Raw genomic sequence first — 16,813 nt, forward strand, 5'->3', positions numbered from 1 at the left:
GACGCTGCTTTCCATGACGATCGAAGGGGACGTGCGATGCTGATCCGGCTCGGCTACGAAATCGCTATTGAATGCACGGAAGCCACTCCTGTGATTTCGCTATTGGAGATCCACAAGGACAGGCAAGCCGATATCAAGCGGCAGACGCGGGTACTGACCTCGCCTGCGGTGCCGACCAAGCTCTATCACGACCTGCATGGCAATGGCTGCCGCCGCTTCACCGCGCCTGCCGGTACGTTCCGCATCCTCTATGACGCGGTCGTCGAGGACAGCGGCGAGCCGGACGAAGTCAACATGCTGGCCAGGGAAGTGCCGGTGGCCGAGTTGCCCGACGAGGTGCTGGGTTATCTCCTTGGCAGCCGCTACTGCGAGACAGATCACCTCAGCAACCTCGCCTGGCAACTGTTCGGTCATCTTCCGTCCGGCTGGGCGCGGGTGCAGGCGATCGTCGACTATGTCCACAACCGGCTGTCGTTCGGCTATGGCTACGCGCGTTCGACCCGCACGGCGGCGCAGGCGCATGAGGAACGGGTCGGGGTCTGCCGTGACTTTGCCCATCTGGCGATCACGCTTTGCCGCTGCATGAACATTCCGGCGCGTTATGTGAACGGCTATCTTGGTGACATCGGCGTGCCGACCGATCCGGCGCCGATGGATTTCTCGGCCTGGATGGAGGTGTTCCTCGACGGCAAGTGGTACACGTTCGATCCACGCCATAACCGGCCCAGGACCGGCCGCGTCGTCATCGCGCGCGGCCGCGACGCCACTGATGTGCCCTTGCTGCACAGCTTCGGCCCGCACCGGCTCACCCTGTTCAAGGTGTGGACCTACGAACAGGAAGGCAAGCTGTTCAATCCCCCCTATCACGGCATCGACAGAACGGTCAGCGCACAGATGCTGGCTTGAGGCGCATTGATGTTCAGGTGATGCCGGCCTGCAAACGGCTGATACCTGCTCAACGCGCCTTGGTTCTCTACCACATCATTTCTGTCCCGCAATTTCGGGACAGTGATCCGCTTCGATACAGAAGGGCTGTGCCGCAACAGGACGGCGTCGAGCGCTGCGCGATTGCTTCGATCCGGGCCATGGTAAGCGGTCCGTAACACCACCAAAGTCGCGCGTTCCTGTTTACCGATCGTTCACCTTTGCGAAGATCGAAACCCAATAAAAACAACATGTTGAGATCGGCGCCTCCGTTCCGGAGCATAACGGGCGCCGTCCGGCTGGAATCCTGCATTGCCCTCATCGCGGCAACGAGGCCGAGGCATGCGGAGGTTGTTGGATGCGAAATTACGGGGGTCTTGTCCACGCGGTCGGCGGGTTCGCCAGACATAGGGGTGGAAATTTCACGGTCCTGTTCGGCTTTGCTGCCTCCGTCCTGGCGCTGGCCGCCGGCTTCTCGGTCAATGTCGCGCAGCTCTACAATGCCAGATCGAGCCTGCAGGGTGTGGTCGACGCCGCGGTGACGTCAACGGCGCGCGACCTGACGACTGGCGCCATCAAGGAAGCCGATGCCGACAAGGCAGTGCAAGCCTTTCTCGACGCCAACAGCATGGCCGGCATCCTGACGCCTGACCAGGTCGTGCTGGACAGGCTCACCGTCAACCCGACCGCCAGAACCGTGCAGGCGGATGTGCATGTCGATGTCAGCCTTTATTTTCCGTTGTTCGGCATCAGTGACATGCGGCGCGTCGGCGCTTCCACCACGGCACTCTATACCGACAAGCAGGTCGAGGTCGCCATGATGCTCGACATCACGGGATCGATGGCGAAACGAGGCAACGTCGACAAGATCGGCGATCTGAAAGCAGCTGCGAAAAACGCCGTCCAGACGATGCTCCAGAACCAGGATCCGAAGAACCCCCGCATCCGCGTCGCGATTGTGCCTTACGCATCCGGCGTGAACGTCGGCAAGCTGGCGGAAAACGTCTACGCCGAGAAGCAGGCGAGCCCTGATCTGCCGCCGGTCGCCGGCAGTTCGCTTCTCGTCGCAAAGACGGGCAAGACGAAGTTGCCATCCTTCAGCGACTACAAATCCATTGTTGGCGCGGCAATGCCAAAGACCGACAATTGCGCGACGGAGAGGAAGGACAAGAACGGCAATGCGGATTTGAGTGCCGACGGCCCGGACACGGTTCGCACCGACAAGAACGGCAAGAACTACTATGCCCTGGTCAACCGGGATGATCATCTGGGTGGCGGGAGCATGAACAGATGCCCTGACGCGGAAGTGATCCCGCTGACGGCCGATTCCGGCGCATTGCTTGATTCGATCGGCGCCTTCCGGGCCGATGGTTATACGGCCGGCGCGATCGCCATCCAGTGGACCTATTATATGCTGTCTCCGCAATGGCGGGCTGCGATCAAGAATGCCGGTCTCGGCAACGGCGCCTCGGATACCAATGCGAAGAAGATCGCCAAGGTCGCGATCCTGATGACCGATGGCCAGTTCAATACCGCCTTCGCGGGAGTCGGGGGGAATTACAATGGCCAGGGCAATCTTGCGCGTGGCAACGCCGAAGCCCTGTGCGCCAACATGAAAAATGATGGCATCGAGATTTTCACCATCGGCTTCGATCTGAACGACAAGGACATGTCGCCAACCGAGCGAGACCAGGCAAAGGCGGTGCTGAAGGGCTGTTCTTCGAAAGACGCCTCCGCCGCGGCGAGGCATTATTTCGAGGTGTCCACCGGGGTGGAATTGGATGCCGCCTTCCAGGAAATCATCCGCAATACAGAAAAGGTCGCACTGACCCAGTAACCCGCAAAAAGGAAAAGGCCGCCGCTTCTTTCGAAGCCGGCGGCCTTCCGTGTTTCCGTCCATGGCGCGGCCTGTGGCGGCAACCCCTTCGGGCTACCTGCCGCGCATCTCGCGCCTTAACGGGAAGACTGCTTCCCGAAAGTGCAATCCGCTGAGGCCACGTTCTGGAAAACGAAATCACTCGACATCGGATCACCTCCTTTCGATTTGTTGAACACATGCTCATGATGGGGTGCGTTGCAGCAAATGACAAGGTGCCATGCTGAAAAAGGCGCCTGTCGGAAAACCCCGCCCAAGCCCGACCCGCGTGCTTCGGCTTGCGATCCACGTCCCAAACGGACAAGATTGCGCAATCGGGCCGTGGGGGGACGAGCATGGACGCCACCGAAAGAGCCGCGCGCATCGTTCGAACGGTAATCGAGGCCCTGAAGCCGGGCTTTGCCGTCCGCCTGTGGACCGGGGAACGGATCGGTCCCGCCGGGGGACCGGTGCTTGCCATCAACGATCAGGACATTGTCTGGCAGTTGGCCCGCCGGCCAAATTTCTCGACGCTGCTGGAGATGTGGATTTCCCGGACGATCGACGTCGAGGACGGGTCGCTGTTCGATCTCTACGCCTTGCCGTCACAAGGAAAGCTGAGGTTGAAGGCACTGCCGAAGCTGGCGATCCTGCGCGACCTGCCCGCAGTCCTGTTCTCGCGACGGCAAATGACGAAACGGGCCGATCTGGCCGGCCGCAATCCCTTCGTGAGCGGTTCCAACAAGCAGGCGATCGAGCATCACTACGATATTTCGAACGCCTTCTATCGGCTCTTCCTCGACGAGCGCATGGTCTACACCTGCGCCTATTTCACCGATTTCGCCAATGGGATCGACCAGGCACAGAAGGACAAGCTCGACCATATCTGCCGCAAGCTCAGGCTGAAGCCGGGCGACCGCCTGCTCGACATCGGATGCGGCTGGGGCGCGATGCTGATCCATGCCGCGAAGCACTATGGCGCCATCGGCCATGGTGTCTCCCTGTCCGAGGAACAGACCCGGCTGGCGCGAGAACGTATCCGCGCCGAAGGGCTGGAGGACAAGATCACCATCGACATCAAGTCCTATACCGAACTCGACGGCAGCTATGACAAGATCTCGTCGATCGGCATGTTCGAGGCCGTCGGTCTCGCCAACCACGCCACTTATTTCTCGACCGTCCACCGGCTGCTGAAGCCGGGCGGCATCTACCTGCACCACGCCATCACACGTCGTGGCAAGGGCGGCACGAGGAAGACGCTGCGCAAGGGCGCGGAATACAAGGCGCTGATCAAATACATCTTCCCCGGCGGGGAGGTCGACACGATCGGCATGACGCTCGGCAATCTCGAGGCGCACGGCTTTCTCGTCGCCGATGTCGAGAATTTGCGCGAGCACTATGCCCGCACCTGCAGGCTGTGGGCGGAGCGCCTGCATGCCCGTTTCGACGAAGCGATCGCCGAGGTCGGCGAGCCCAAGGCGCGGCTATGGCTGCTTTACCTGACCGGCTGTTCGATCACTTTCGATCGCGGCTCGGCGCAAATCTTCCAGACTGTCGTCACCAAGCGCGCGCGGGAGCCGAGCGGCCTGCCGCCGACGCGAGCCGATCTGTATCGGTAGTTACAGGAAACGCATCGCGTCGCCGACCTTGATGCCGGCCGGCCGATCCACCGTGCAGTAGACGCCGAGATTGTGGGCGTTGTGGCGGACCAGGTTGCGCAGGATACCGGGATCGTGGTCGAAGCCGTCCTGGGCGATGATGGTGAAGCCGCAGCGGCGGCATGGTTCGGAAATCGTCAGGAGCAGGTCGCCGATCGCGAGCTTGCGGCCGATCCATTCCGTTTCGGGAAACGAGCCTTCCATCGCCGCCATGTCGACGACGATGTTGGGGCGGAAGCGGCGCGCGTCGGCCGCCCCATCAGGATGCAGCGCCTTCAACCGTGCGAGCGAAGCCGTGGTCAAGAGGTGGATCGGCGCCTTGGTATAACGCGCCTGCGTGACCGGACCGGCATAGGCGGCCGATGCATTCTCCCGGCCGAACGGCCGGATCGAGGCGGCGAAGCCGAGATAGGCCGATACGGCGCGGTCGCATTCGGCGCTTGGCGCGGCCAGCCAGTCGCCGTCAGGAACGGCGATCTCCAGGTCGCGATCATTGGCCAGCCGGGTGCGGATGCGCGGCACCTTGTGCCATTTCGCCTCGCGGTCGGGCCGGGCAATCTCGTTGTCCGAGGTATCCACGAGGCCGAACATGCGGTCGCCCGCCATGCCCGCCGGTCCGACCAGGATGGCGTCCCGACGCTCGCCAGCGAGCGAACTGGCCGGATAGCGCCAGAGCTGGCTGACAGAGCCCAATGCCGCGTCTTCGCGCATCAGCCCTTCTTGTTCTGCCGGTTGGCAACGAGGTCGTCGACGACCGCCGGGTCGGCCAGCGTCGAGGTGTCGCCGAGCGCGGCAAAATCGTCCTCGGCGATCTTGCGCAGGATGCGTCGCATGATCTTGCCGGATCGGGTCTTGGGCAGGCCCGGCGCGAACTGGATCTTGTCGGGCGAAGCGATGGCGCCGATCTCCTTGCGGACATGGGCGATAAGTTCCTTGCGCAGGTCCTCGGTCGGCTCTTCCCCCTTCATCAAGGTAACGTAGCTGTAGATGCCCTGGCCCTTGATGTCGTGCGGGTAGCCGACGACGGCGGCCTCGGAGACCTTCTCATGGCTGACCAGCGCCGATTCGACTTCGGCCGTGCCCATGCGGTGGCCGGATACGTTGATGACGTCGTCGACGCGGCCGGTGATCCAGTAGTAGCCGTCGGCGTCGCGACGGCAGCCATCGCCGGTGAAGTACTTGCCCTTGTAGGTCGAGAAATAGGTCTGCACGAAGCGGTCGTGATCGCCATAGACGGTACGCATCTGGCCCGGCCAGGAATCGGTGATGCAGAGATTACCGTCCGCGGCTCCTTCCAGCACCTTGCCTTCGCCGTCGACCAGCTGCGGCTTGACGCCGAAGAAGGGCCTTGTCGCCGAGCCTGGCTTGAGGTCGGTGGCGCCGGGCAGCGGGGTGATCAGGATGCCGCCGGTCTCGGTCTGCCACCAAGTGTCGACGATCGGCACCTTGCCGTTGCCGACGACGTTGAAATACCACTCCCAGGCTTCCGGATTGATCGGCTCGCCGACCGAACCGAGGACGCGCAGCGACTTGCGCGAGGTCTTCTTCACCGGATCGTTGCCGGCCCCCATCAGCGCGCGCAGCGCCGTCGGCGCGGTGTAGAAGATGTTGACCTTGTGCTTGTCGATGACTTCCCAGAAGCGCGACTGCGACGGGTAGTTGGGCACGCCTTCGAACATCAGCGTGGTGGCGCCGTTGGCGAGCGGGCCATAGACGATGTAGCTGTGGCCGGTGACCCAGCCGACATCGGCGGTGCACCAGTAGATGTCACCATCATGGTAGTCGAAGACATATTGGTGCGTCATCGACACGTAGACGAGATAGCCGGCGGTGGTGTGCAGCACGCCCTTCGGCTTTCCGGTCGAGCCGGACGTGTAGAGGATAAACAGCGGATCCTCCGCCTTCATCTTCTCGGGCTTGCACTCGGCCTTCACCGATGCGACTTCGTCGTGGTACCAGACATCTCGGCCAGGCGACCAGCCGATCTTGCCGCCGGTGCGGCGCACGACGACAACGTTCTTCACCATCACATGGTGCCTGGCGGCAATGTCGATCGCCTTGTCGGTGTTCTCCTTCAGCGGGATCGGCTTGCCGCCGCGCAAGCCCTCGTCGGCGGTGATGACGAAGGTCGATTCGCAGTCGACGATGCGGCCGGCCAGCGCATCCGGCGAGAAGCCGCCGAAGACGATCGAATGGATGGCGCCGATGCGCGTGCAGGCCAGCATCGCATAGGCGGCTTCCGGGATCATCGGCATGTAGATGGTGACGCGGTCGCCTTTCTTGACGCCGTGCTTCTTCATCACATTGGCGAGCCGGCAGACATGGTCGTAAAGCTCGTTGTAGGTGATCTTCTTGTCGTCGTAGGGGTTGTCGCCTTCCCAGATGATGGCGGTCTGGTCGCCGCGCTTCTTCAGGTGGCGGTCGATGCAATTGTACGAGACGTTGGTCAGCCCGTCCTCGAACCACTTGATCGAGACCTTGCCGTCGAAGGAGGTGTTCTTGACCTTGCTGAAGGGCTTGAACCAGTCGATGCGCTTGCCGTGCTTGCCCCAGAATTTGTCCGGGTTCTTGATGCTGTCGGCGTACCATTTCAGGTAGGTGTCATTGTCGATCAGCGCGTTCTTCTTCCACGCCGGCTGGACGCGATGGACATGAACCTCGGACATTCCTGACTTTCCTCCCGAACCAATCCGCCGGCTTGAAACGCCGGCGGGATCGCGGCGACGCAGCCACGAATTCGGCGGCATTATTACCAGTTCCGCCGTAACGGCAATATTAGACGTTGGATTCGCGCGGCGGGATGCCGCAGGGAGCCTCGTACGCGCTGTCAGCACTCGAGCCGGTTCGCTGCTAACTGTATGTTTTCCAATCGAAAAGCCTGTTTCGATCAGGAAAAATCAATAGACAGTTAAGCAACGGCGCGCACAATCTGACGTTGGGAGGAAGGAGACTCAACCTTGGGGACCGCCATGCGCGACCATTCCGAAATGGACCTGATGCTCAAAGGCTATGGCCTGACCACGGCCAAGATTCTTTATCACTTTCCCGACCATCCCCATCTCCTGCAGAGCTTCATCTGGCAGGACTACGACCTGGCGCCGAAGTTTCCGGCGCTGATCAAGTTCATCGAATTCTGGAAGGCCAAGCTCGACGGGCCACTGCATTCGGTCGTCTACACGCACCAGAAGCTGATCGCGCCGAATGAATGGCGCAAGGTGGATGGGGAGTTCGTGCTGCACTGAGGCGTGCCGATATTCAGGTGAGGCCGGCCTGCGAATGGCGGCTTCCTGCGCTTCCGGTGCTCACGTACGAAAAGTACGCTCCGCTCCGGTTCTCGGAAGCCACCATTCTCGACTCGGCCTGACCTGAATCTCGACACGCCTTAACTTTGGCGCGGTGGTCACACCGCCGGCGGGTTCAGCCGCGCAAAACCTTCCTGGCGGCGGTACGGAAAATACGGGTAGGGCGCGGTCACTTCGCTGGCCGCATCCAGTTTTTTCATCTGATCCGGCGTCAGCGACCAGCCGACGGCGCCAAGGTTCTGCCTCAGCTGTTCTTCGTTGCGGGCGCCGATGATGACCGAGGAAACGGTCGGGCGTTGCAGCAGCCAGTTGATGGCGATCTGCGGCACGGTCTTGCCGGTTTCCTGCGCCAGCGCATCCAGCGCATCCATCACCCGGTAGAGATGTTCGTCCGCGACCGGCGGACCGAAATCAGCTGTGTCGTGCAGCCGGCTCTTTTCCGGCAGCTTCTGGCCGCGACGGATCTTGCCGGTCAGCCGGCCCCAGCCGAGCGGGCTCCACACCAGCGCGCCGACACCCTGGTCGAGGCCAAGCGGCATCAACTCCCACTCATAGTCGCGGCCGACCAGCGAGTAGTAGACCTGATGCGCGGCGTAGCGCGGGTAGCCATGCTTGTCCGCCTCCGCCAGCGACTTCATCACCTGCCAGCCGGAGAAGTTGGAGACGCCGACATAGCGCAGCTTGCCGGCACGCACGAGTTCGTCCAGCGTCGACAGCACCTCCTCGATCGGCGTACCTGCATCGAAGGCATGCAGTTGCAACAGGTCGATATAGTCGGTGTCGAGGCGCTTCAGCGCGGCGTCCGTGGCCTTGATCAGCCGCGAACGCGACGAGCCGTAGTCGGCCGGCCCGTCACCCATTGGCAGTGAGGTCTTGGTGGAGATCAGCACGGCGTCGCGACGGCCCTTGATCGCTTCACCCAGCACCTGTTCCGAGGCGCCGTTCGAATAGACGTCCGCCGTGTCGAACAGATTGACGCCGGCTTCCAGGCAGATGTCGACCAGCCGCCGCGCTTCCCTGGCGTCGCTGTTGCCCCAGGCGCCGAACAGCGGGCCGGAGCCGCCGAAGGTTCCCGCGCCGAATGAGAGTGCGGGCACTTTCAGGCCCGATGTGCCGAGACGTCGATAATCCATTTTCTGCTCCTGGTGGTTTGGAAAGAGGAAAGGCAATCCGGCTCGCCGACGAGCGTCAGGACCGGACGGAGACAGGCCCGCCGAGCGCGTTGGTGCGATCGAGGCGCAGGGCCAGCCCGGCCACGGCGAGTGCCGCGACCGGCAGCAGGGCGGCGACCCAGGTGAGCGAACCCAGCCCCATGCCATGGGCGATGACCGCGCCGCCAAGCCAGGCGCCGGCGGCGTTGCCGAGATTGAAGGCGGCGATGTTGAAGGACGAGGCGAGGCTCTGGCCGGCGCCTTGCGCCTTTTCCAGCACCCACATCTGCAACGGCGCCACCGTGGCGAAGGCGGCTGCACCAAGCAGGCCGACATAGATGACGGCCATGACCTGGCTGTGGATGGCGAAGCTCATGGTCGCGAGCACAAGGGCCAGCACGACCAGACTGCCCAGCACCGCCGGCACCAGCCAGCGGTCGGCGACCTTGCCGCCGACGAGGTTGCCCGCGATGAGACCGCCGCCGAAGACGAGCAGGATCGGCGACACGGCGGCTTCCTCGAAGCCGCTGATCTGCGTCAACAGCGGCGCGATGTAGGTGAAGACGGCGAAGACGCCGGCATAACCGAGCACGGTGGTGGCAAGCCCGAGCAGGACCGGCGTGCGGCGCAGCACGGCGAGATCGGCGCGCAGGTCGCTCCTCTCGGGCGCGGCCTGGCTGCGCGGCACCAGGGCCAGGATGACGGCGAAGGCCGCCAGGCCGACCGCGGTGACCGCCCAGAAGGTCGCACGCCAGCCGAAGGCCTGGCCAAGCCAGGTGCCGAAAGGCACGCCGAGGATGTTGGCGATGGTGAGCCCGGTGAACATCAACGCGATCGCCGAGGCCTTCCTGTTGGGCGCGACCAGGCCGGTGGCGACCACCGAGCCGACGCCGAAGAAGGTGCCGTGGGCAAAGGCGGTGATGATGCGGGCGCCCATCAGGGTCCAGTAGTCGGGCGCCAGCGCACAGGCGAGATTGCCCAGCGTGAAGATCGCCATCAGCGCCAGAAGCACGGTCTTGCGCGGCCAATTGCCGGTGGCGATGGTGAGCAGCGGCGCGCCGATGACGACGCCGAGCGCATAGCCCGAAATGAGCTGCCCGGCGGCGGAGATCGAGACGCCGAGATCCTTGCTGACGTCGAGCAGCAGGCCCATGATGACGAATTCGGTGACACCGATGCCGAAGGCACCGGCGGCTAGGGCGTAGAGAGCAAGAGGCATGGCGGTTTCCACTTTGAAAGACGGCCGTCAAGGCGATGAGCGCCTTTGTCCAATCCGCGCCCCCGACCGGGAAGATCGTGTTGCCTGGTGCTGTGAACCAGACTTGATCAGGGCATATTTTCTGTGAAATAGATTCACAGATGGCCAGACCCGACATAAACCGTTCCGGCGAGATCGAAGTCTTCGTGCGCGTCGTGGAGACGGGCAGCTTTTCCGCCGCGGCGCGCGCGTTGCGCATGACGCCGTCGGCCGTCAGCAAGCTGATCGCTCGGCTGGAGGCCCGGCTCGGCGCGCGGCTGGTCAGCCGCTCGACGCGCAAGCTGCTGCTGACGCCGGAAGGGGCGGCATTCTATGAAAGCGGGCTACGCATCCTCGCCGACATGGCAGCAGCCGAGCGCGAGGCGGCCGCGGGCGCCGCGCCGCGCGGGCGGCTGCGCGTCAACACCTACGTGCCGTTCGGGGTGCACCGGCTGATCCCGCTGCTGCCGCGCTTCCTCGAACGCTATCCCGAAATCTCGGTCGATCTGGTGCTGACCGACAGTGTCATCGACCTGATGGCTGAACGTGCCGATGTAGCGATCCGGGCCGGGCCGCTTGGCGAGTCACGGCTGGTGGCGCGCAAGCTCGGACAGAGCCCGGTGGTCGTCGTTGCGGCCCCTTCCTACCTCGAGCCGCACGGCACGCCGCTGACGCCGGCCGATCTCGACACACACAACCGGATGGGCTTCGGCTTCGTCAGGCACATTGACGGCTGGCCGTTCCTCGACGCGCAGGGCAATGCCGTCATCATCCCGATCACCGGCAACACCCAGGTCAGCGACGGCGAGGCAATGCGGCTGATGACGCTGGCCGGGGTAGGCATTTCCCGGCTGGCGCGCTGGCATGTGGCGGCCGATATCGCCGCCGGGCGGCTGGTGCCGCTGCTGGAGGATTTCAACCCGGGCGACGAGGAGGCGACGCACGCTGTCTATGTCGGCCAGGGCCGGCATCTGCCGGCACGGGTAAGGGCGTTTCTCGATTTTCTGGGCGAGAGCGTGCGGCTGGGCTGAACGGTTTTCGGGAGCCCGCCGGCTCCCGAAAAGTCTGTGCCGGCTGCTTATGCTTTGGGCACGAACGGCGCCGGGCGCCGGCCGGCGCCTTGCCGCTCCAGCATCCAGCCGGGATATTCGGACGGCAGCGCGCTGACTTCATCGAGCTTGGCGAGGTCGTCCGCGTCGAGTTTCACTTCAGCCGCGGCAAGGTTCTGTTCGAGCTGGTCCATACGGCTGGCGCCGATGATGACGCTCATCACGAAAGGCTTGGCCAGGACATAGCCGAGCGCCACCGTGGCAACGCTGACATCGTGTTTCTTGGCGATCTCGCGCATGACGCCGACGGCTGCCCAGGCACGATCCTCGTTGACCGGCGGGAAGTTGAAGGACGCACGGCGGCCCTCGCCATTGCCGGGCGCACCGGGGCCGTATTTGCCCGACAGCAGGCCGCCGGCCATAGGCGACCACACCATCAAGCCGAGCTTCTCCTCATTGATGAGCGGCACGATCTCGCGCTCGAGGTCGCGACCGGCGATGGAATAATAGGACTGTATGGTTTCGAAACGAGCAAAACCCTTGCGGTCGGCGATGCCAAGCGCCTTGGCGATGCGCCAGGCCTGCCAGTTGGAAACGCCGACATACCGGACCTTGCCGCTGGCAACGAGATCGTCGAGCGCCCGCAGCGTTTCGTCGATCGGCGTCACCGCGTCGGTACCGTGCAGCTGATAGAGATCGATATGGTCGAGCTGCAACCGTTCGAGGCTGGCATCGACCGAATCCATGATGTGACCCCGCGAGGAGCCGCGATCGTTCGGTCCGTTGCCCATGGTGCCATGGACCTTGGTGGCGATCACCACGCTCGACCGGGCAATGCCGAGGTCCCGCAGGGACTGGCCAAGCAGGCGCTCGGATTCACCGAAGGAATAGACGTCGGCCGTGTCGAAGAAGTTGACGCCGGCGGCGATCGAGCGGCCGACGATCTCGTTGACGCCCTTCTGGTCGAGGCTGGCGATCAGGCCCCATTGGGCATTCTGGCCGGGGGCGCCGAAGGTCATGGTGCCGAGACAGAGTTCGGAGACGAACATCCCCGTATTCCCAAGCTGGTTGTAACGCATGGCGAAGGCTCCAAAAAATGTGATGACGAAAAACAAATAGGAACGGTACGTTTCGTTTCCAGTGTTGGCGTAATGATGGGGCAGGCGCTGGCTCAAACCGTCGTCGACCCAAGCGCGCGGGCTCACCGGCGTTGCGATCGGATCAGGCTTCCCAGGGATTGAGCATTGTGACGCCGGTATCGTCGAGGTCGCCGACGTTGCGCGTCACAAGGATAGGATCGCGGAAGAGCGCCGTCGCGACTATAATCCATCCGCGTCACGACGAGCAGCAAGGAAATGCCATTGTTCGACCGGTAGATCGTCGGAGACTACCGGCTGCCGAAGATCGCCGAACCGACGCGGACGCTGGTGGCGCCGAAGGCGATCGCCGTCTCATAATCGCCGGACATGCCCATCGACAGTTTGGCGACGCCGGCCTCACGTCCAAGCTTTTCCAGCAACGCAAAGTGGGGGCCTGGGTTCTCGTCGGCCGGCGGGATGCACATCAGGCCTTCGATGGCGAGGCCGTGGACATCGCGGCAGCGGGTTACGAAGGCCACGGTATCGCGCGGTTCGATGCCGGCCTTCTGCGGCTCGGAGCCGGTGTTGACCTGGACATAGAGTTTCGGCGCGCGGCCTTGCCGGGCCATCTCCTTGGCGAGTTCGGCGGCGATCTTCTCGCGGTCGACCGTTTCGATGACGTCGAACAGCGCCACCGCTTCTTTCGCCTTGTTCGATTGCAGCGGACCGATCAGGTGCAGTTCGATGTCCGGGAATGCCAGCTTCAGATCCGGCCATTTGCCTTGCGCTTCCTGGACGCGATTCTCGCCGAAGACGCGCTGGCCGGCCTCGATCACCGGCTGGATGTCGGCGGCGTCAAACGTCTTGGAAACCGCGACGAGCGTCACGGCACCGGCCTGGCGAGCGGCCTCCCGCTCGGCGGCGGCGATCTTCGCCTTGACCGCGAAAAACTGCTGAACGGTGTCACCCATATGCAAATCCCGCTGTTTTGACCCGCGTTTTTAGTCGCCGCGATGCCCATATGGTTGACGGGTTTGCCAAACCATGGTGAACACCCGGACCACATTCCCTGAACCGCCGAGCCAGTGGCCCGCGGTTCGCGCCTGCTTTTAAGTGAAAAACGTCCCATGGCAACCGAACGATACAATCCGCGCGCGTCAGAGCCCAAATGGCAGAAGGCCTGGGCCACCAAGAAGCTTTTCGAAGCGCATAATGACGACCCGAAGCCCAAATACTACGTGCTGGAAATGTTCCCCTATCCGTCGGGGCGCATCCATATCGGCCACACCCGCAACTACACGATGGGTGACGTGGTGGCGCGCTACAAGCGGGCCAAGGGGTTCAACGTGCTGCATCCGATGGGCTGGGACGCCTTCGGCATGCCGGCCGAGAACGCGGCGATGCAGAACAAGGTCCATCCCAAGGAATGGACCTACCAGAACATCGCCACAATGCGCGAGCAGCTCAAGGTCATGGGCCTGTCGCTGGACTGGGCACGCGAATTCGCCACCTGCGACGTCGACTACTATCACCGCCAGCAGATGCTGTTCCTGGATTTCGTCGAGAAAGGACTGGTGACGCGCAAATCCTCCAAGGTCAATTGGGACCCGGAGGACATGACCGTGCTCGCCAACGAGCAGGTCATCGACGGACGCGGCTGGCGCTCCGGCGCGCTGGTCGAACAGCGCGAGCTGACGCAGTGGTTCTTCAAGATCACCGATTTCGCGCAGGACCTGCTGGATTCGCTCGACGGGCTCGACGAATGGCCCGAAAAAGTGAAGCTGATGCAGCAGAACTGGATCGGTCGTTCGGAAGGCTTGCTGATCCGCTGGCCGCTCGCCTCGGACATCGCCGGCGAGCATGAGCTGGAAGTCTACACGACGCGGCCCGACACTATTTTCGGCGCCTCCTTCATGGCCATCGCCGCCGATCACCCGCTGGCCAAGAAAGCCGCCGAGACCAATCCGGCACTGGCGAAGTTCATCGAGGAGGTCCGCCATATGGGCACTTCGGTGGCGGCGCTGGAGACGGCGGAGAAGAAGGGGTTCGACACCGGCATCCGCGTCGTCCATCCCTTCGACGACAGCTGGACACTGCCCGTCTACGTGGCCAATTTCGTTTTGATGGAATACGGCACCGGCGCCATCTTCGGCTGCCCGGCGCATGATCAGCGCGATCTCGATTTCGCCAACAAATACGGCCTGACGGTGGTGCCGGTAGTGATGCCGGAAGGCGAGAATCAGGCGACCTTCCAGATCATCGACGTGGCCTATGGCGATGACGGCGCGATGATCAATTCGCGCTTCCTCGACGGGATGAAGCCGACCCAGGCTTTTGACGAAGTGGCCAAGCTCCTGGAACAGAAGACGATCGGCAACCGGCCGATGGCCGAGCGCAAGGTCAATTTCCGCCTGCGCGACTGGGGCATTTCGCGCCAGCGCTACTGGGGCTGCCCGATCCCGATGATCCATTGCGAGGATTGCGGCGTGGTGCAGGTTCCCAAGGCCGACCTGCCGGTCAAGCTGCCCGACGACGTCGATTTCGACCGGCCAGGCAATCCGCTCGACCGGCATCCGACCTGGCGGCACGTGAAGTGCCCGCAATGCGGCAAGGACGCGCGGCGCGAGACCGACACGATGGATACGTTCGTCGATTCGTCCTGGTATTTCGCCCGGTTCACCGCGCCCTGGGCGCATGAGCCGACCGATCCCAAGGCGGCGAATGAATGGCTGCCGGTCGACCAGTATATTGGCGGCATCGAGCACGCGATCCTGCACCTGCTCTATTCGCGCTTCTTCACCCGCGCCATGCGCGAGACCGGCCATGTCGATCTGGCCGAGCCGTTCAAGGGCCTGTTCACGCAAGGCATGGTGGTGCACGAGACCTACCGAGTCGGTTCGGCATCGAATGGCCGCTGGCTGGCACCGACCGAGGTGCGGCTGGAGGAAGTCGACGGCAAGCGCCGCGCCATCGACATCGCCACCGGCGAGGCTGCCACCATTGGCCCGCTGGAGAAGATGTCGAAGTCGAAGAAGAACACGGTCAGCCCGGAAGACATCACTGACGGCTACGGCGCCGACACGGCGCGCTGGTTCATGCTGTCGGATTCCCCGCCCGAGCGCGACGTCGAATGGACCGACGATGGCGCCGCGGGCGCGCATCGCTTCATGCAGCGCATCTGGCGCCTGGTGTCGACAGCGGCCGAGACGCTGGCGGGCGTCAAGCCTGCCGCGGCTGGCGCCGGTGAGGCGGGAACGGTCTCTAAAGCCACGCACAAGATCCTCAAGGCAGTCGGCGAGGACATCGAGAAACTCGCCTTCAACCGCGCCATCGCCCGCATCTATGAACTGGCCAACGTGCTGACCACACCACTCAACGAGGTGGCCGAAGGCAAGGCCGATCCGGCGCTGCAAGGCGCCTGCCGCCAGGCCGTGGAGATCCTGGTGCATCTGATCGCGCCGGTGATGCCGCATCTGGCCGAAGAGTGCTGGGAGACGCTCGGCGGCACCGAATTGGTCGCCGAACGGCCGTGGCCGGTCTTCGATCCGGCGCTGGTCGTCGACAACGAAGTCACCTATCCGGTGCAGGTCAACGGCAAGAAGCGGGGGGATTTGACAATTGCCCGCGACGCGGACCAAGGTGCGGTCGAAAAAGCGGTATTGGCTCTCGACTTCGTGCAGAAAGCACTTGAAGGTAAGGCTCCGCGCAAGGTGATCATCGTGCCGCAGAGGATCGTCAATGTCGTTGCCTGATCGGGAAAAGACAGAGCTGAGTCGTTTGCTGCGCCGTGTGGCGTTTGCCGGCCTTGTCGGCTCGCTCGCGCTGGTTTCGGCTTGCACGGTGCGGCCGCTCTATTCCAGCGCGCCGTTGACCACCGGCTCGAGCGCCAATGCCGAACTGGCATCGATCGCCATCAAGCCGGTCAAGACGCGTTATGCCCAGCAGGTGCGCAACAATCTGATCTTCGGCTTTGGGCGCGGTGCCGGCGAACCGGCATCGCCGCTTTATTCGCTTGATCTCAGCGTGACCGAAGCCGTTGAATCCTCCGCCCTCGTGCAGGTAGGAACCGATGAAGACGAGCCGACCGCCGGTTCGGTGACGCTTACCGCCAGCTATACGCTGACCGATGCGAAAACCGGCGTCGTCATCACGGTCGGCAAGCGCGCGATCACCTCCTCCTTCGACAGGCCGCGTCAGGAATTCGCCTCGTATCGGGCGCAGATCGACGCCGAAAATCGCGCCGCGCGCGAACTGGCCGAGGCCCTGCAACTTTCCATCGTCCAGGATCTGGCCCGGCACGGCAAGGCGGCTAGCTGACGCTGTTCTTCGTTTTTACGAAGACGCCATCTCCATCCTTGTGTCGGGCCGCCGGGCAGCAGCCGGGTGCCCTTTTTTAGCAAGCTTTTCTAGCCCGATGCAGGGATGAGCGGGTGATCGCCCAATGACGATCACCCGGTCGAATCCCGATCACTCCATATCGTCGCGAAAGATACGTTTCAGTTGCTTTAGCGGCGCTGACGGGAAGCAACTGTTAACCACTCGCTCCCTATTGCTCAGC

At 63.2% G+C, this 16,813-nt stretch carries 13 protein-coding genes; 7 read left to right on the forward strand and 6 right to left on the reverse strand.

From position 1 onward, the window contains the following. The first annotated feature begins 36 nt into the window (after nucleotides 1-36). The 3 genes from EB231_RS06030 to EB231_RS06040 all read left to right on the forward strand — a co-directional run bounded on the left by EB231_RS06030 (nucleotide 37) and on the right by EB231_RS06040 (nucleotide 4,398). Nucleotides 37-906, forward strand: coding sequence for a transglutaminase-like domain-containing protein (locus EB231_RS06030; protein WP_172348023.1), 870 nt, complete (start codon nucleotides 37-39; stop codon nucleotides 904-906). Nucleotides 907-1,282: 376 nt separating this feature from the next. Continuing rightward, on the forward strand, nucleotides 1,283-2,761 hold the full coding sequence (locus EB231_RS06035) for a TadE/TadG family type IV pilus assembly protein (RefSeq protein ID WP_172348024.1): 1,479 nt from the start codon (nucleotides 1,283-1,285) through the stop codon (nucleotides 2,759-2,761). Nucleotides 2,762-3,135: 374 nt separating this feature from the next. After that, nucleotides 3,136-4,398 carry an SAM-dependent methyltransferase gene (locus EB231_RS06040; RefSeq protein ID WP_172348025.1) on the forward strand — a complete coding sequence of 421 codons (1,263 nt, stop codon included), beginning with the start codon at nucleotides 3,136-3,138 and terminating at the stop codon, nucleotides 4,396-4,398. On the opposite strand, the gene EB231_RS06045 is transcribed toward EB231_RS06040, so the two are convergent. Both EB231_RS06045 and acs read right to left on the reverse strand, forming a co-directional pair. Beyond that, nucleotides 4,399-5,148 carry an MOSC domain-containing protein gene (locus EB231_RS06045; protein WP_172348026.1) on the reverse strand — a complete coding sequence of 250 codons (750 nt, stop codon included), beginning with the start codon at nucleotides 5,146-5,148 and terminating at the stop codon, nucleotides 4,399-4,401. It abuts the gene before it with no gap. Next, nucleotides 5,148-7,103 (reverse strand): acetate--CoA ligase, encoded by a 1,956-nt coding sequence (gene acs, locus EB231_RS06050; protein ID WP_172348027.1) that lies wholly within the window; start codon nucleotides 7,101-7,103, stop codon nucleotides 5,148-5,150. The genes EB231_RS06045 and acs overlap by 1 nt, the downstream gene beginning before the upstream one ends. 303 nt (nucleotides 7,104-7,406) lie before the next feature. Here acs and EB231_RS06055 point away from each other — a divergent pair, with 303 nt between their 5' ends. Beyond that, complete coding sequence (locus EB231_RS06055; protein ID WP_172348028.1) at nucleotides 7,407-7,679, forward strand: usg protein; 273 nt, start codon at nucleotides 7,407-7,409, stop codon at nucleotides 7,677-7,679. A gap of 158 nt (nucleotides 7,680-7,837) precedes the next feature. On the opposite strand, the gene EB231_RS06060 is transcribed toward EB231_RS06055, so the two are convergent. After that, entirely contained in the window at nucleotides 7,838-8,872 is a 1,035-nt protein-coding gene (locus EB231_RS06060) for an aldo/keto reductase (protein WP_172348029.1), read from the reverse strand. A gap of 55 nt (nucleotides 8,873-8,927) precedes the next feature. Then, the gene (locus tag EB231_RS06065) at nucleotides 8,928-10,109 is read right to left on the reverse strand and encodes an MFS transporter (protein WP_172348030.1); all 1,182 of its coding nucleotides are present in this window, start codon (nucleotides 10,107-10,109) and stop codon (nucleotides 8,928-8,930) included. Between the two features lie 140 nt (nucleotides 10,110-10,249). Here EB231_RS06065 and EB231_RS06070 point away from each other — a divergent pair, with 140 nt between their 5' ends. Next, on the forward strand, nucleotides 10,250-11,158 hold the full coding sequence (locus EB231_RS06070) for a LysR family transcriptional regulator (protein WP_172348031.1): 909 nt from the start codon (nucleotides 10,250-10,252) through the stop codon (nucleotides 11,156-11,158). A gap of 47 nt (nucleotides 11,159-11,205) precedes the next feature. On the opposite strand, the gene EB231_RS06075 is transcribed toward EB231_RS06070, so the two are convergent. Both EB231_RS06075 and EB231_RS06080 read right to left on the reverse strand, forming a co-directional pair. Beyond that, on the reverse strand, nucleotides 11,206-12,255 hold the full coding sequence (locus EB231_RS06075) for an aldo/keto reductase (protein ID WP_172348032.1): 1,050 nt from the start codon (nucleotides 12,253-12,255) through the stop codon (nucleotides 11,206-11,208). 308 nt (nucleotides 12,256-12,563) lie between these two features. Beyond that, nucleotides 12,564-13,226, reverse strand: coding sequence for a YggS family pyridoxal phosphate-dependent enzyme (locus EB231_RS06080; protein WP_172348033.1), 663 nt, complete (start codon nucleotides 13,224-13,226; stop codon nucleotides 12,564-12,566). Between the two features lie 156 nt (nucleotides 13,227-13,382). Between EB231_RS06080 and leuS the strand changes: the two genes are divergently transcribed. Together leuS and lptE are read left to right on the forward strand one after the other, a co-directional pair. Next, entirely contained in the window at nucleotides 13,383-16,007 is a 2,625-nt protein-coding gene (gene leuS / locus EB231_RS06085) for a leucine--tRNA ligase (protein WP_172348034.1), read from the forward strand. Next, entirely contained in the window at nucleotides 15,994-16,572 is a 579-nt protein-coding gene (lptE, locus tag EB231_RS06090) for an LPS assembly lipoprotein LptE (protein WP_172348035.1), read from the forward strand. Before leuS ends, lptE begins: the two co-directional genes overlap by 14 nt. Nucleotides 16,573-16,813: the final 241 nt, after the last annotated feature.

Source organism: Mesorhizobium sp. NZP2298, assembly GCF_013170825.1.
GTDB lineage: Bacteria > Pseudomonadota > Alphaproteobacteria > Rhizobiales > Rhizobiaceae > Mesorhizobium.

What these genes read in the sequence shown, in the direction of transcription:
- EB231_RS06030 (WP_172348023.1), top strand. Translation starts at nt 37, where the DNA reads ATGCTGATCCGGCTCGGCTACGAAATCGCTATTGAATGCACGGAAGCC.
- EB231_RS06035 (WP_172348024.1), top strand. Translation starts at nt 1,283, where the DNA reads ATGCGAAATTACGGGGGTCTTGTCCACGCGGTCGGCGGGTTCGCCAGA.
- EB231_RS06040 (WP_172348025.1), top strand. Translation starts at nt 3,136, where the DNA reads ATGGACGCCACCGAAAGAGCCGCGCGCATCGTTCGAACGGTAATCGAG.
- EB231_RS06045 (WP_172348026.1), bottom strand. Translation starts at nt 5,148, where the DNA reads ATGCGCGAAGACGCGGCATTGGGCTCTGTCAGCCAGCTCTGGCGCTAT.
- acs (WP_172348027.1), bottom strand. Translation starts at nt 7,103, where the DNA reads ATGTCCGAGGTTCATGTCCATCGCGTCCAGCCGGCGTGGAAGAAGAAC.
- EB231_RS06055 (WP_172348028.1), top strand. Translation starts at nt 7,407, where the DNA reads ATGCGCGACCATTCCGAAATGGACCTGATGCTCAAAGGCTATGGCCTG.
- EB231_RS06060 (WP_172348029.1), bottom strand. Translation starts at nt 8,872, where the DNA reads ATGGATTATCGACGTCTCGGCACATCGGGCCTGAAAGTGCCCGCACTC.
- EB231_RS06065 (WP_172348030.1), bottom strand. Translation starts at nt 10,109, where the DNA reads ATGCCTCTTGCTCTCTACGCCCTAGCCGCCGGTGCCTTCGGCATCGGT.
- EB231_RS06070 (WP_172348031.1), top strand. Translation starts at nt 10,250, where the DNA reads ATGGCCAGACCCGACATAAACCGTTCCGGCGAGATCGAAGTCTTCGTG.
- EB231_RS06075 (WP_172348032.1), bottom strand. Translation starts at nt 12,255, where the DNA reads ATGCGTTACAACCAGCTTGGGAATACGGGGATGTTCGTCTCCGAACTC.
- EB231_RS06080 (WP_172348033.1), bottom strand. Translation starts at nt 13,226, where the DNA reads ATGGGTGACACCGTTCAGCAGTTTTTCGCGGTCAAGGCGAAGATCGCC.
- leuS (WP_172348034.1), top strand. Translation starts at nt 13,383, where the DNA reads ATGGCAACCGAACGATACAATCCGCGCGCGTCAGAGCCCAAATGGCAG.
- lptE (WP_172348035.1), top strand. Translation starts at nt 15,994, where the DNA reads ATGTCGTTGCCTGATCGGGAAAAGACAGAGCTGAGTCGTTTGCTGCGC.